This is a genomic window from Paraburkholderia sp. BL18I3N2 (assembly GCF_003001875.1).
GTDB classification, from domain to species: domain Bacteria; phylum Pseudomonadota; class Gammaproteobacteria; order Burkholderiales; family Burkholderiaceae; genus Paraburkholderia; species Paraburkholderia phytofirmans.
Genome location: NZ_PVNC01000018.1, coordinates 58771 through 73838, shown reverse-complemented (window position 1 = coordinate 73838; position 15068 = coordinate 58771). Strand labels below are relative to the sequence as shown.

Here is a 15068-nt window from a genome sequence, read left to right as displayed (position 1 = left end):
GCTCCGGGTTCTTTCAGACGTCGTCGTTTATTCGGATGTTCGTGCGTGTGTTCGATCTGGCCGGCGTTCGCGTGCTCAGTTTGCCGATGCGGTCGCGGCGGTGGCCGATGCCGGAGCATCGGTCGGCACCACGAGGCCGGTCTGTGTCGCGTCGAAACCGCCGCCGAGCGCCTTGATGAGGCCGATTTGCATGTCGCGGCGGCGCATCTTCAGGCCGGTCACCGTCTGGTCGGCGGCAAGGCGGTTCTGGTCGGCGGTCAGCACCTGCAACTGCGGCGACAAACCGGCCTTGTAGCGGATCACAGCCAGCTCGTACGCCTTGGTCGATGCGTCGAGCGCGCGTTGTGCGTCGCCTTGCTGCTGGTCGATCGAACGGATCGACGACACTTGTGTCGCGACGTCCGAGAGGGCGCTGATCAGCGTCTGGTTGTAGTTGGCCACGTCCAGGTCGAAGTCGGCGTAGCGTCCCTTCAGTTGCGAGCGCAGCGCGCCGGCGTCGAAGATCGGCAGGTGAATGGCCGGCCCGAATTGCATCTGACGGCTGCTGGATTTGAGGAAACGGCCCCAGCCGAACGCGTCGAAACCGAAGCCCGCCGCGAGGTTCACGTCAGGGAAGAATTCGGCTTTGGCTTCCTTCACGTCGTGCAGCGCGGCTTCCACTTGCCAGCGCGCGGCGACGATGTCCGCGCGACGCGCGACGAGGTCGGCGGGCAGATTGTTCGGCAGCGCCACGCTGTCGCCCTTGGTCAGCGTGGGCTGCGCGATTTGCAGGCCGCGATCCGGACCCTTGCCGAGCAGCGCGCCCAATTGATAGCGCACGACGGTGATCTGGCCGTCGAGGTCGGTCAAATTGGACTGGCTGGTCGCGATGTTGCCGTTCGCGGTCTGCCGCTCGACATTGGTGTCGAGGCCGGCGATCACGCGGCCGTTCGTGATGCGGCCGATATCCTGGCGGTTGGCGATTTCGCGCGCGGCGATGTCGCGGAATGCGTACAGCTGCGCGAGCTGGTTATACGTGCTGGCCACCGACGCCGCGAGCGTCACGCGCGCCTGCTGCATGTCGGCCTCAGCGGCTTTTTCCTGCGACACGGCCTGACCCAGACGCTCGCGATTCTTGCCCCACAGATCCAGATCCCACGACGCGCTCGCGAGCACGTTGTTCTCGCTATACCAGGTGCCGCCGTACGGAGGCGGGTAGAGAGCGTTCTCCGAGAACAGTTCGCGGGTCCACGAATAGCTGCCGTTGACTTTCGGGTACAGCGCCGAGCGCGAACTCTCGATATACGAAGAAGCCTTGGCGAGACGCGCCTGCGCCTGCGCGATCGACGGGCTGCCTTCCAGCGCTTCGGCGATCAGCTTGGGCAGTTGCGGGTCGCCGAACTGGTTGGCCCAGTCGAGCGAGGGCCACTGGCCGCCCTGACCGGCGAGGCTCTGGGTGGACTCGTATTGAGCGGGCGACGAGATCTGCTTGTCGCTTTTCATACCGAAGTAGTTCGCGCACCCCGTAAGGGCAAGCGCCGTCACCGCGGCGGCGACAGCGGCCCGGCTCGAAAGCGCGGGCGCGGACAGGGAAAGGGATTTCATCGCTCGACTCTTTGAGTGGAATGTAATGATGGACACTGCAAGCAATTTCTTACGATTTGCTGTCAAAATTGCTTGCTGCATCACGGGTTAGTCCCGTTTGTTCGCCGGAATTGATGAGCACGCGACGCAGCATGCTCTTCAGAAAACCCACTTCTTCCGGGGTGAAGCCGCCCAGGAGGCTATCCAGCACGCCGTTGAAAATAGCTGGCATTTTGGCGGCGATGGCGTGACCCTCCGGCGTGAGCGCGAGGCGCACGACGCGCCGGTCTTCGTTGCTGCGCACCCGGGTCAGCAGGCCGCGTTTCTCCAACCGGTCGATGAGACGCGTGACCGCGCTTGCGTCGATGCCGTATTCGCGGGCCAGTTCGGCCGCCAGCAGGCATTTGCCGCTCGCCACCATGAACAGGATGCTGCCCTGCTGGCTGGTGATGCCGAGTTCGGCCATGCTGCGCTGGGTGACCAGGTTGGACAGCGTCGATTTCACTCGCGAGATCAGATAGCCGACGCTCTCGCCTAGCTGATATTCGCTGAGGTCCGGCGTGGGTGTAGCGGACGGCTCCGTCATGATTCTCGTGCGAATGCAATGGTTGACTAGGCAGGATTATAGAGGGCGGTTGGTTGACGCGGCAAGTGTTATTACAGCTTAGGCAAGGAACTTTCCCCGCTCAAGTCATAATCCGCGTGATTTTGCGTAGGATTTCGCCCGCCTGCTTACGTTTCGTTTCTGACGCGCCGCTGCGCCGCCGACTGCGGCCTATCAGGGAATACCAGAAAGCTTCATTTGCACGTGCTACAATATTGGGTTCCCAAAAGTGCGCTTTGGGCTTTGTTGGTTTCGTTCACACAATGCTGCTGCTGGCGCACTCAACTGTCTCCAGGTTCCTATGACTCGCGCCCTACGCAACATCGCCATCATTGCTCACGTCGACCACGGCAAGACCACGCTCGTCGACCAGCTCCTCCGCCAGACCGCCACGTTCCGTGACAACCAGCAGATCGCTGAGCGCGTGATGGACTCGAACGACATCGAAAAAGAACGTGGCATCACGATTCTTTCGAAGAACTGCGCGGTCGAATACGAAGGCACGCACATCAACATCGTCGACACGCCGGGCCACGCGGACTTCGGCGGCGAAGTGGAGCGCGTGCTGTCGATGGTCGACTCGGTGCTGCTGCTGGTCGACGCCGTCGAAGGTCCGATGCCGCAAACGCGCTTCGTGACCAAGAAGGCGCTGGCGCTCGGTCTGAAGCCGATCGTCGTGATCAACAAGGTGGACCGTCCGGGCGCGCGTATCGACTGGGTGATCAACCAGACGTTCGACCTGTTCGACAAGCTGGGCGCAACCGACGAACAACTCGACTTCCCGATCGTCTACGCATCGGGTCTGAACGGCTACGCAGGCTTGACCCCGGACGTGCGCGAAGGCGATATGCGCCCGCTGTTTGAAGCCGTGCTGCAACACGTGCCGGTTCGCCCGGCCGATCCGTCGGCTCCGCTGCAATTGCAAATCACGTCGCTGGACTACTCGTCGTATGTCGGCCGTATCGGCGTGGGCCGCATCACGCGCGGCACGATCAAGCCGGGCATGTCCGTCGCCGTGCGTTCGGGTCCTGACGGCGCGATTCTGAACCGCAAGATCAACCAGGTGCTGTCGTTCAAGGGCCTCGAGCGCGTGCAGGTCGATTCGGCTGAAGCCGGCGACATCGTGCTGATCAACGGTATCGAAGAAATCGGCATTGGCGTGACCATCTGCGCACCGGAACAACCGGAAGCGCTGCCTATGATCACCGTCGACGAACCGACGCTGACCATGAACTTCCTCGTCAATTCGTCGCCGCTGGCCGGCCGCGAAGGCAAGTTCGTCACGAGCCGTCAGATCCGTGACCGCCTGATGAAGGAACTGAACCACAACGTCGCACTGCGCGTGAAGGAAACCGGCGACGAAACCACGTTCGAAGTGGCGGGCCGCGGTGAACTGCACCTGACCATTCTGGTGGAGAACATGCGCCGCGAAGGCTACGAGCTGGCCGTGTCGCGTCCGCGCGTGGTTATGACGGAAGTCGACGGCGTGAAGCACGAGCCGTACGAAAACCTGACCGTCGACATGGAAGACGGCCACCAGGGCGGCGTGATGGAAGAGCTGGGCCGCCGCAAGGGCGAAATGCTCGACATGGCGTCGGACGGCCGTGGCCGTACGCGTCTCGAGTACCGTATTTCGGCGCGTGGCCTGATCGGCTTCCAGTCGGAATTCCTCACGCTCACCCGCGGCACGGGCCTGATGAGCCACACGTTCGACTCGTATCAGCCGGTCAAGGAAGGCGCGGTCGGCGAGCGTCGCAACGGCGTGCTGATTTCGCAGGACGACGGCGCCGCTGTCGCGTACGCGCTGTGGAAGCTGCAGGATCGCGGCCGTATGTTCGTGTCGCCGGGCGAGCCGCTGTACGAAGGCATGATCATCGGCATTCACAGCCGTGACAACGACCTGGTCGTGAACCCGATCAAGGGCAAGCAGCTGACCAACGTGCGTTCGTCGGGTACGGACGAAGCGGTGCGCCTCGTGCCGCCGATCCAGATGTCGCTGGAATACGCGGTCGAATTCATCGACGACGACGAACTGGTCGAAGTCACGCCGCAATCGATCCGTCTGCGTAAGCGCTACCTGAAGGAACACGAGCGTCGCAGCGCGAGCCGCAAGGGCGCGGTGGACTAAGCGAGCGGGCGTCATCGGCTGCGGCCGGTGCGACGCTTTAGCAGCACAGTCAGGCAAAAGCCACCTCCGGGTGGCTTTTGCCGTTTCTGGGCTTCGGTAACTGGATAACCGCTGCGGGCGGCCGACGATCTCTTTGTTTCCATTTCATGCAGAAGACCGTTGCGAGCCGTGAAAATCGCCCGAAAGCCCGTCGCGACGGGCTTGAGCGGCAATCCATCTGCTATCTGCACTATCCGTTCTGTGATATGCTCCCCGGGTGCAAAGTTTTAGGTCCTTCCAAGCAAGACTTGATTCGCGCAATCCGCTAAACGGTCAGGCCGTGTCGCGGAAGGTTCTGTAACCCGCTATTTCTCGAGAAACTCGAAGAAAGGTGAGCGTAAAAATGATGAAGCAATTCCAGTCGAACTCTTATCTGTTCGGCGGCAATGCTCCGTACGTAGAAGAAATGTACGAAGCGTATCTCGATAATCCGGCGTCAGTGCCCGAGAACTGGCGCAGCTATTTCGACGCGTTGCAGAACGTCCCTGCATCGGATGGCAGCAATGCGAACGACGTGGCCCATGGCCCGATCGTCGAATCGTTTGCACAACGGGCCAAGGCTAATGCCTTCATCCCGCGCACGGCAGCCGGCGGCGAAGATCTCGCTACCGCTCGCAAGCAAGTCTATGTGCAGTCCCTCATCGGCGCATATCGCTTCCTCGGCTCGCAATGGGCCAATCTCGATCCCCTGAAGCGCCGCGAACGTCCCGCTATTCCCGAACTCGAACCCGCGTTCTACGACTTCACCGAAGCCGACATGGACCAGGAGTTCAGCGCCACGAATCTGTATTTCGGATTCGAGAAAGCGTCGCTGCGCGAGATCGTCAAGGCATTGCGCGACACGTACTGCGGCACGATCGGTGCCGAGTACATGTACATCAGCGATCCGGAACAGAAGCGCTGGTGGAAAGAGAAGCTCGAGTCGATCCGTTCCACGCCGAACTTCTCGAACGAAAAGAAAAAGCACATCCTGAATCGCCTGACGGCCGCTGAAGGCCTCGAGCGCTTCCTGCACACCAAGTACGTCGGCCAGAAGCGCTTCTCGCTCGAAGGCGGCGAAAGCTTCATCGCGTCGATGGACGAAGTGGTCCGCCACGGCGGCGCCAACGGCGTTCAGGAAATCGTCATCGGCATGGCCCACCGTGGCCGTCTGAACGTGCTGGTCAATACGCTCGGCAAGATGCCGGCTGACCTGTTCGCCGAATTCGAAGGCAAGCACCACGACGACCTCCCGGCCGGCGACGTGAAGTACCACAAGGGTTTCTCGTCGGACGTCTCGACGGAAGGCGGCCCGGTTCACCTGTCGCTCGCATTCAACCCGTCGCACCTCGAAATCGTCAACCCGGTGGTCGAAGGTTCGGCGAAGGCCCGTATGGACCGTCGCGGCGACGACAGCGGCCTGCAAGTGCTGCCGGTGCAGATCCACGGCGACGCGGCTTTCGCGGGCCAGGGCGTGGTGATGGAAACGCTGAACCTCGCGCAAACGCGCGGTTACGGCACGCACGGCACGCTGCACATCGTCATCAACAACCAGATCGGCTTCACGACGTCGGACCCGCGCGACTCGCGCTCCACGTTGTATTGCTCGGACGTCGTCAAGATGATCGAAGCGCCGGTGCTGCACGTGAACGGCGACGATCCCGAAGCAGTCGTGCTCGCTACGCAACTGGCAATCGACTTCCGGATGCAGTTCCACAAGGACGTCGTCGTCGACATCGTCTGCTTCCGCAAGCTGGGCCACAACGAGCAGGACACGCCGGCCGTCACGCAGCCGCTGATGTACAAGACGATCGCCAAGCACCCGGGCACGCGCGCGCTGTACGCTGAAAAGCTGGTGCAGCAAGGCGTGATCACCGCGGAAGAAGGCGACGAATTCGTCAAGGCTTACCGCAAGGCGATGGACGAAGGCCATCACACGGTCGACCCGGTGCTCTCGAACTACAAGAGCAAGTACGCGGTGGACTGGGTTCCGTTCCTGAACCGCAAGTGGACCGACGCTGCGGACACCGCAGTGCCGCTCGCGGAACTGAAGCGTCTGGCCGAGCGCGTCACCACGGTGCCGGAAAACTTCAAGGTTCACCCGCTGGTCGAGCGCGTTCTCAACGACCGTCGCGCGATGGGCCGCGGTGAAGCGAAGCTCGACTGGGGCATGGGCGAACACCTGGCCTTCGCGTCGCTGGTCGCGTCGGGTTACGCAGTGCGCCTGACCGGTCAGGACTCGGGCCGCGGCACGTTCACGCACCGTCACGCGGTGCTGCACGATCAGAACCGCGAACGCTGGAACGACGGCACGTATGTGCCGCTGCAGAACATCGCCGATGGTCAGGCGAAGTTCACGGTGATCGACTCGGTGCTGTCGGAAGAAGCGGTGCTGGGCTTCGAATACGGTTACTCGACCGCTGAACCGAATACGTTCGTCGCGTGGGAAGCGCAGTTCGGCGACTTCGTGAACGGCGCGCAAGTCGTGATCGACCAGTTCATCTCGTCGGGCGAAGTGAAGTGGGGCCGTGTTTCGGGTCTCACGATGCTGCTGCCGCACGGCTACGAAGGTCAGGGTCCCGAGCACTCGTCGGCACGTATCGAGCGTTTCCTGCAACTGTGCGCGGATCACAACATGCAGGTCGTTCAACCGACCACGCCGGCGCAGATTTTCCACCTGTTGCGCCGTCAGATGATCCGTCTGTTCCGCAAGCCGCTGATCGTCGCTACGCCGAAGTCGCTGCTGCGCCACAAGGAAGCCGTCTCCGATCTGTCGGAACTGGCCAAGGGCGCGTTCCAGCCGATCCTCGGCGAAGTCGACGAAGCCATCGACGCGAAGAAGGTCAAGCGCGTGATCGTCTGCTCGGGTCGCGTGTACTACGACCTGCTGGCACATCGCCGCGAATCGAAGTCGAACGACGTCGCGATCATCCGTATCGAACAGCTCTATCCGTACGCGCATAAGCAGTTCGAAGCGGAAATGAAGAAGTACGACAACGCGACTGAAGTGGTCTGGGTGCAGGACGAGCCGCAGAATCAAGGCCCGTGGTTCTACATCGAGCACCACCTGAAGGACGGCATGAAGGAAGGGCAGAAGCTGGCATACAGCGGACGTCCGGCTTCGGCCTCGCCGGCAGTCGGCTACTACGCGAAGCACTACGAGCAGCAGAAGGCGCTGGTCGAAGGCGCTTTCGGCCGCCTCAAGAGCTCGTCGATCGCTAAATAATCATTAAAACCGAACCGGGAAAGCGCAACGCGCTTTCCCGTGCCGCATCCGAACAGATCAGTTGCGGCATTCGAGGTTCGCAGGCGGTCGTCGGATCCATGGATCGCGCGCCGTCACCCGATACGTATTCAGGATATTCACAAAATGGCTATTGTTGAAGTCAAGGTCCCCCAGCTCTCCGAGTCGGTCTCGGAAGCCACGATGCTGCAGTGGAAAAAGAAGCCGGGCGAGGCTGTTGCTCAAGACGAAATTCTCATCGAAATCGAGACCGACAAGGTCGTGCTCGAAGTGCCGGCACCCTCGGCCGGCGTGCTCGCGCAAGTCATCGCGAACGACGGCGACACCGTCACGGCTGATCAGGTGATCGCCAAGATCGACACCGAAGGCAAGGCGGGCGCCGCTGCTGTCGAAGCCGAAGTGAAGCCCGCTCCGGAAGCCGCGCCGGCACCCGCCGCCGCAGCGGCTCCGGCGGCTCAAGCCGCATCCGCAACGGGTGCGAACACCGCAGCTTCGCCGGCTGCCGGCAAGCTGATGGCTGAAAAGGGTCTGGGCGCGGGCGACGTGTCCGGCACGGGCCGCGACGGCCGCATCACCAAGGGCGACGTGCTGACCGCCGGTGCTCCGGCTGCCAAGGCCGCACCGGCTCCGGCTCCGGCACCGGCCGCCGCACCGAAGGCTGCCAAGCCGTCGCTGCCGGACGTCAAGGCGCCGGCTTCGGCTGATCAATGGCTGAAGGACCGCCCGGAACAACGCGTGCCGATGTCGCGTCTGCGTGCGCGTATCGCCGAGCGTCTGCTCGAGTCGCAGCAAACCAACGCCATCCTGACCACGTTCAACGAAGTGAACATGGCCCCGGTGATGGACCTGCGCAACAAGTACAAAGACCGCTTCGAGAAAGAACACGGCGTGAAGCTCGGCTTCATGTCGTTCTTCGTGAAGGCCGCGGTTCATGCGCTGAAGAAGTTCCCGCTCGTGAACGCCTCGATCGACGGTAACGACATCGTCTATCACGGCTACTTCGACATCGGTATCGCGGTCGGTTCGCCGCGTGGTCTGGTGGTGCCGATCCTGCGCAATGCAGATCAGCTGAGCCTCGCCGACATCGAGAAGAAGATCGCCGAATTCGGCCAGAAGGCGAAAGACGGCAAGCTGTCGATCGAAGAAATGACCGGCGGTACGTTCTCGATTTCGAACGGCGGTGTGTTCGGTTCGATGCTGTCGACCCCGATCATCAACCCGCCGCAATCCGCGATTCTGGGCGTGCACGCCACCAAGGAACGCGCTGTGGTCGAGAACGGCCAGATCGTGATCCGCCCGATGAACTACCTGGCGCTGTCGTACGACCACCGCATCATCGACGGTCGCGAAGCGGTGCTGTCGCTGGTCGCCATGAAGGATGCGCTGGAAGACCCGGCGCGCCTGCTGCTCGACCTGTAAGCACGGGTTCGGCTGCCGGCTTGTCATTGCGCAAGCCGGCGCCATATATGCAGCAAGCAGTCAGCACGTCTTTCGCATTCCGCAGTACAGGAACGCCGTGCGCCACGAATTGTGACCAATAAGCGTGGCCGCGCGCCGTTCCGCCATCAAAAGGATTGTCATGTCCAAAGAATTTGACGTCGTCGTGATCGGCGCAGGCCCTGGCGGTTACATCGCCGCTATCCGCGCAGCGCAGCTCGGCAAGACCGTCGCATGTATCGAAAAATGGAAGAACCCGGCCGGCGCGCTGAAGCTCGGCGGCACGTGCCTGAACGTGGGTTGCATTCCGTCGAAGGCGCTGCTCGCGTCGTCGGAAGAATTTGAAAACGCGTCGCATCACCTCGCAGACCACGGCATTTCCGTGGAAAACGTGTCGGTCGATATCGCGAAGATGATGGCCCGTAAAGAAGGCATCGTCGAAAAGATGACCAAGGGCATCGAATTCCTGTTCCGCAAGAACAAGATCACGTGGCTCAAGGGTCACGGCAAGTTCACCGGCAAGACGGACGCCGGCGTGCAGATCGAAGTGAGCGGCGAAGGCGAAACGGAGACGGTCACGGCGAAGAACGTGATCATCGCCACGGGTTCGAAGGCACGCCATCTGCCGAATGTTCCGGTCGACAACAAGATCGTCGCCGACAACGAAGGCGCGCTGAGCTTCGAATCCACGCCGAAGAAACTCGCCGTGATCGGCGCGGGCGTGATCGGTCTGGAGCTGGGTTCGGTGTGGCGCCGTCTGGGCGCGGAAGTGACCGTGCTCGAAGCGCTGCCGGAATTCCTCGGCGCGGCTGACCAGGCGCTCGCCAAAGAAGCGGCCAAGCAGTTCAAGAAGCAAGGTCTGGACATCCACGTCGGCGTGAAGGTCGGCGAAGTGACCACGACCGATAACAGCGTGACGATCAACTACACGGACAAGGACGGCAACGCGCAGAAGCTCGAAGCCGACCGCCTGATCGTGTCGATCGGCCGCGTGCCGAACACCGACAACCTCGGTCTCGAAGCGATCGGCCTGAAGGCCAATGAACGCGGCTTCATCGACGTCGACGATCACTGCGCGACGGCGGTGCCGAACGTGTACGCAATCGGCGACGTGGTGCGTGGCCCGATGCTCGCGCACAAGGCGGAAGACGAAGGCGTGCTGGTCGCGGAAATCATCGACGGTCAGAAGCCGCATATCGACTACAACTGCGTGCCGTGGGTGATCTACACCGAACCGGAAATCGCGTGGGTCGGCAAGACGGAACAGCAACTGAAAGCAGAAGGCCGCGAGATCAAGACGGGCCAGTTCCCGATGATGGCGAACGGTCGCGCGCTCGGCATCAACAAGGCGGAAGGCTTCGTCAAGATGATCGCCGATGCGAAGACGGACGAAATTCTCGGCGTGCACATCATCGCTGCGGACGCTTCGGACCTGATCGCGGAAGCCGTGGTGGCGATGGAATTCAAGGCGGCGTCGGAAGACATCGGCCGCATTTGCCATCCGCATCCGTCGCTGTCGGAAGTCATGCGCGAAGCGGCACTGGCCGTCGACAAGCGCGCGCTGAACATGTAATTCCGCGCACGCCTGACTGACAGTACTCCGGCATTACCACGAAGGCGGGCGGGTTCACTCCCTCCCGCCTTTCTATTTGCAGCAACACGATGAACGTCACCGAATACTACGAAAAAGAACTGCAGACACGGGGTTACCAATCGGACCCGGCGCAACGCGCGGCGGTCGACCGTCTGCAGCGGTGCTTTGAAGAGTGGACCGCGTACAAATCGCGCCGCTCGAACGCGTTCAAGAAGCTTCTCATTCACCCGGATCTGCCGCGCGGCGTGTACATGTGGGGCGGCGTAGGGCGCGGCAAGAGCTTCCTGATGGACAGCTTCTACATGATCGTGCCGTTGCACCGCAAAACGCGCCTGCATTTCCACGAGTTCATGCGCGAAGTGCACCGCGAGCTGGAAGATCTGAAGGGCCAGGCCGATCCGCTCGACGAACTCGCGCGCCGCATTGCCAAACGCTACCGGCTGATCTGTTTCGACGAATTCCACGTGTCGGATATCGCCGACGCGATGATCCTGTACCGCCTGCTCGACAAGCTGTTCGAAAACGGCGTGCAGTTCGTGATGACCTCGAACTACGATCCAGACACGCTGTATCCGGATGGCCTGCATCGCGACCGGATGCTGCCGGCAATCGAACTCATCAAGCAGAAGCTCGACGTGATCAATGTCGATGCGGGCATCGACTACCGGCAACGTACGCTGGCGCAGGTCGAGATGTACCACACGCCGCTCGGCGCCGCCGCGGACAAGGCGTTGCGCGACGCGTTCGCGCGTCTTGCCGCTGTGCCCGACGAAAGCCCGATCCTGCGTATCGAAAAGCGCGAGTTGAAGGCGCTGCGCCGCGCCGACGGCGTGGTGTGGTTCGACTTCGCCACCTTGTGCGGCGGTCCGCGCTCGCAGAACGACTATCTGGAACTGGCGAGCCGCTTCCACGCGGTGATCCTCTCCGGCGTCCCGCAGATGTCCGCCCGCATGGCCTCGGAAGCGCGCCGCTTCACCTGGCTGATCGACGTCTTCTACGACCACAAGGTGAAGCTGCTGATGTCCGCGGCGGTGCCGCCCGAAGAACTGTACACGGACGGTCCCATGGCCAACGAGTTCACGCGCACGGTGTCGCGCATCGTCGAAATGCAGTCGAAGGAGTATCTCGATACGCCGCGGCGGATCGTCGATACGTCGCTGACCTGAGGCGTCGCGCGGCACGGCCGGTGACGCTTTTGCGATAGATCACGTTCGGTTTGCCGATGACGCGCAGGCGTCCGGCGTATTTTCAAGATTCGGATTGGTCTTATATTCCGTCCGCGGACGACTGGATATCTTTTGTCGAGGTTTTGACAAAGGAGAAACCATGAATCCGTACCGTGATATCAACGACGAAGAATGGCAACGTGTTGCACCGTTGCTTCCCGAACTGCGGCCGCGCTCAGAACTGCGTGGCAGGCCGCTCGCCAATACACGCTCAGTGCTCAACGGTGTGCTGTGGGTCATGTATAGCGGCGCCACCTGGTCCGCCATGCCGCGCAAGTACCCGTCCTACCAGACCTGCCATCGCCGCTTCAAGGCGTGGTACGAATCCGGCGTGCTCCACCGGGTCATGGAGCAGCTGTTCGGCGCGGCGAGCGAAGAGCTCTGCGGCCTGATGGAAGCGCGCATGCGTACGCACGTGAACGAGAAACCGAAGAGCGGCGAAGCCGAAAAGGCTCCGGTTGTCGCGCCTGCGGTGTACAGCCCGCCTGCGAGCCAACCACTGCCGTCCTCGCCGTTCGCGTTCCATTCGCCCTTCAAACACGCTGCATGAGCCATACAACCCAGCGTCGTCCAATAAAAGAAACGGCCGAGCGATTGCGATCGTCGGCCGTTTCTCATCATTCCATGCGGGCTCTGTAACGAGCCCCGAACCACCCGTGCATCATTGCTGGCGAATCCACGTCTGCGAGCGGCCCAGCAGTGACACGCCGATGTAGCCTCGCACGACCAGTTTGTTGCCACCGTCTTCCAGGTGCATCTTGCACTTGTACAGCTTGCCGTTTTCCGGGTCGAGAATCTCCCCGTGATCCCAGGCGTCGCCGTCCTTCTTCAGATCGCTGATGATCGTCATGCCGAGAATCGGCTGATCCTTGCGCGTGTCGGTACAGGCCGTGCAGCGGCGATCCGGCTGGTCGTTCGCGCCGAGGCCCTTGATGACCTTGCCGCTGAGCGCGCCGCTGCCATCCTGCGAGATCTGCACGAGCGCCTTGGGCTGGCCGGTATGATCGTCGATGGTTTGCCACGTGCCGACCGGACTGTCGGCCTGCGCCATGGCCGTCACGGCGCTGGCGAGCAAGACGCCGGCGAGCGCGGCATGTTTGGCTGTGCGAAGCGCGACTGCGCGCGCGCGGTGGGTGAATTGCATCATTGTCTTCCTCCTTGATTAAAGACGGCGCGATCATGGTCGCGCGGCGTTATTGGCATCTCGGGCGGTCTTCAGGCGACGGCCGCCGTGATGCCTTGCATGGCCCCTCAGGTTCGACTTCTGCTGCCCTCGTGTGTCACCTGCGGCGGGTGGATTGCTGCTTGCCCGCCGCCGGCGACACATCGTCAGCGCAGAATACGTGAAAGTGCGCGCGTCGTTTGATAGTGGACCCTCTAATCAGGACGCGGCACTTCTACCGGTCAATTCAGCTGATACGAGAACGTCGCGTTGATGCGCGGACTACGCGACGGGCTTTCCACCGGCGCGTCGCCGATCGCTTTGGCCACCGAGAGATCCAGGCTGTAGTACTTCGCATCCGAGATGCGGAAGCCGAACGCGATCGACGAAAGCTTCGAAGGCGAGGGCGTACCCGCATGCAGATAGACGCGCGCCATATCGAACGAAACGTAAGGTGTGAGCGTGCGCAGATAGGTGAAGCCCGGTGTGAACGCGCGGTTGACTTCCAGTATCGCGCCCCAGCCCGAATCGCCCGAAGCTTCGCCCGGCTGATAGCCCTGCGCGAAACGCTGCGCGCCGAACGAGATCTGCTCGGAGGTCGGCAGCGACACGCCGCTGTATTGGCCTGTCAGCGAGACCGCCGTGCCGATCTTCAACGGCCACTCGTTGGTTTGCGAGAAAGTGGCGCCGGTGCGCACGAAGTTGATCGACGCCGGATTGGTGACGGGCGCGCCCGGCACGTTCGAGTCGCCGGACTTCGACGCGCCGAGGATGTCGAACGCCTTCGCTACGTTGACACTCGCGCGGCGCACCTGGCCCGTCTGCACGCTGGTGTAATCGGCCTGCAACTGCATGACTCGCACTTGCGAGCGGAAGCCGATCTGTGCGCCGGTGTCGTGATTGTTGTAGCGATCCTCGTCGTGCGACGCATAGACCGACGCCGTGCCGATCACGCTTTGCGTGTTGCTCAACAGGATCGGATACGCCAGCGAACCGCCAACCTTGTCGTTGATGACCGTGCGTTCGATGCTGGAGGGCAAGCCGGGATTGTCGGTTGGATTGCCGCGATAGTGCGAGGCGTCGATCTTCGCGAGCAGTCCGTTGCTGCCGATCGGCACCGCGCCGTGCGCGGCGAGATAGGTGACATTGTCACGCCCCTTCGGCAGCAAGGCCGACACGCTCAATTGTTCGCCGAACGAAGTCAGCCCGTTTTCGGTGGCGGTCAGAAGCCCCTGCACGCCGGGGTGATTGAAATCGATCCCGGTGCTGACGTCGAACGGCTTGCGCTCCACGTTCAGTTCCAGGGTGGTGGCGCCGTCGGTGTTCTGCGGCGGCGGCACGTTGGCCGCGACCTTCACGCCTGGCAACAACCCGAGCACGTTGATGTAGCGCTCGAACGTAGCGCGCCGCAGCGGCCGGTCGGCGGTGATGTGATCGGCGATCGCGCGGATCTTGTCTTCCACGGCGCCGGCCTTGCCCGTCACCTTGACGGCGGACACGTAGCCTTCCACCACCGTGACGCGCACCACGCCGTCTTCGAATGTCTGCGCCGGAATGAAGGCGAACGAGAGCGCGAAGCCGCGGTCCTGATAGAGCTTCGTGACGCCGTTGGCGACCTGGATCAGATCGCCGATCGTCGTGTCCTTGCCGACGAGCGGCGTGAAGCGTTGCGCGACATCGTCGAAAGGAATGGACTTCACGCCTTCCACCTGCACGCGCGAAGGCGTGATGTGGCGGGCAAGCAGTTCTTCGAGTTGGGGGGCTTGCGGCGCGACCTGCACGGTCACGTTCGGGCCTTTGTCGGGCGCCTTGATCTGCGGCAGCGAATCCAGCGGATTGCCGCCGACCGCCGAACCGCCCGGGCGGGACTGCGCATGCGCTTGCATGGGCAGGGTGCTCGCCGCAAGCGCTGCAAGTACGACGGTACCTATGCTGCTATACCCGAGTTTCATCGGATTTCCCTCGTATATCGTTCTTGTGTCGCGGACGTACCGCCTGGCCGGGCGGGGCGCGAGCGCTTATGTGCGGCTCGACGCGTATTGCGATGCTTGCATGTATTACGTCACGTGCTCCGTGGGGCTTGAGCGCACTC

Annotated in this window: 10 protein-coding genes; 6 read left to right on the top strand and 4 right to left on the bottom strand. The window is 62.3% G+C overall.

All coding sequences use genetic code 11. From position 1 onward, the window contains the following. Positions 1-75 precede the first annotated feature (75 nt). Together B0G75_RS31815 and B0G75_RS31810 are read right to left on the bottom strand one after the other, a co-directional pair. Positions 76-1584, bottom strand: coding sequence for an efflux transporter outer membrane subunit (locus tag B0G75_RS31815; RefSeq protein WP_106313975.1), 1509 nt, complete (start codon positions 1582-1584; stop codon positions 76-78). A 49-nt stretch (positions 1585-1633) separates the two neighbouring features. Then, entirely contained in the window at positions 1634-2149 is a 516-nt protein-coding gene (locus tag B0G75_RS31810; protein WP_106313974.1) for a MarR family winged helix-turn-helix transcriptional regulator, read from the bottom strand. Positions 2150-2468: 319 nt separating this feature from the next. Between B0G75_RS31810 and typA the strand changes: the two genes are divergently transcribed. The 6 genes from typA to B0G75_RS31780 all read left to right on the top strand — a co-directional run bounded on the left by typA (position 2469) and on the right by B0G75_RS31780 (position 12364). After that, positions 2469-4295, top strand: a complete 1827-nt coding sequence (gene typA / locus B0G75_RS31805; RefSeq protein WP_007182288.1) for a translational GTPase TypA — start codon at positions 2469-2471, stop codon at positions 4293-4295. A gap of 382 nt (positions 4296-4677) precedes the next feature. Beyond that, on the top strand, positions 4678-7539 hold the full coding sequence (locus B0G75_RS31800) for a 2-oxoglutarate dehydrogenase E1 component (RefSeq protein WP_106313973.1): 2862 nt from the start codon (positions 4678-4680) through the stop codon (positions 7537-7539). 144 nt (positions 7540-7683) lie between these two features. After that, entirely contained in the window at positions 7684-8976 is a 1293-nt protein-coding gene (gene odhB, locus B0G75_RS31795; protein WP_106313972.1) for a 2-oxoglutarate dehydrogenase complex dihydrolipoyllysine-residue succinyltransferase, read from the top strand. Positions 8977-9136: 160 nt separating this feature from the next. Next, entirely contained in the window at positions 9137-10567 is a 1431-nt protein-coding gene (lpdA, locus tag B0G75_RS31790) for a dihydrolipoyl dehydrogenase (RefSeq protein WP_106314045.1), read from the top strand. Between the two features lie 89 nt (positions 10568-10656). Next, positions 10657-11754 carry a cell division protein ZapE gene (gene zapE, locus B0G75_RS31785; protein ID WP_012432663.1) on the top strand — a complete coding sequence of 366 codons (1098 nt, stop codon included), beginning with the start codon at positions 10657-10659 and terminating at the stop codon, positions 11752-11754. 160 nt (positions 11755-11914) lie between these two features. Beyond that, positions 11915-12364, top strand: a complete 450-nt coding sequence (locus tag B0G75_RS31780) for a transposase (RefSeq protein ID WP_106313971.1) — start codon at positions 11915-11917, stop codon at positions 12362-12364. 111 nt (positions 12365-12475) lie between these two features. Here the strand turns inward: B0G75_RS31780 and B0G75_RS31775 are convergent, their stop codons facing one another. Then, positions 12476-12961 (bottom strand): DUF2147 domain-containing protein, encoded by a 486-nt coding sequence (locus B0G75_RS31775; RefSeq protein ID WP_106313970.1) that lies wholly within the window; start codon positions 12959-12961, stop codon positions 12476-12478. Positions 12962-13218: 257 nt separating this feature from the next. Further along, entirely contained in the window at positions 13219-14928 is a 1710-nt protein-coding gene (locus B0G75_RS31770; protein ID WP_106313969.1) for a ShlB/FhaC/HecB family hemolysin secretion/activation protein, read from the bottom strand. Positions 14929-15068 lie beyond the last annotated feature (140 nt).

Bases quoted from the DNA above. Each gene is read 5' to 3' on its own strand.
- B0G75_RS31815 (WP_106313975.1), bottom strand. From the start codon at position 1,584: ATGAAATCCCTTTCCCTGTCCGCGCCCGCGCTTTCGAGCCGGGCCGCT.
- B0G75_RS31810 (WP_106313974.1), bottom strand. From the start codon at position 2,149: ATGACGGAGCCGTCCGCTACACCCACGCCGGACCTCAGCGAATATCAG.
- typA (WP_007182288.1), top strand. From the start codon at position 2,469: ATGACTCGCGCCCTACGCAACATCGCCATCATTGCTCACGTCGACCAC.
- B0G75_RS31800 (WP_106313973.1), top strand. From the start codon at position 4,678: ATGATGAAGCAATTCCAGTCGAACTCTTATCTGTTCGGCGGCAATGCT.
- odhB (WP_106313972.1), top strand. From the start codon at position 7,684: ATGGCTATTGTTGAAGTCAAGGTCCCCCAGCTCTCCGAGTCGGTCTCG.
- lpdA (WP_106314045.1), top strand. From the start codon at position 9,137: ATGTCCAAAGAATTTGACGTCGTCGTGATCGGCGCAGGCCCTGGCGGT.
- zapE (WP_012432663.1), top strand. From the start codon at position 10,657: ATGAACGTCACCGAATACTACGAAAAAGAACTGCAGACACGGGGTTAC.
- B0G75_RS31780 (WP_106313971.1), top strand. From the start codon at position 11,915: ATGAATCCGTACCGTGATATCAACGACGAAGAATGGCAACGTGTTGCA.
- B0G75_RS31775 (WP_106313970.1), bottom strand. From the start codon at position 12,961: ATGATGCAATTCACCCACCGCGCGCGCGCAGTCGCGCTTCGCACAGCC.
- B0G75_RS31770 (WP_106313969.1), bottom strand. From the start codon at position 14,928: ATGAAACTCGGGTATAGCAGCATAGGTACCGTCGTACTTGCAGCGCTT.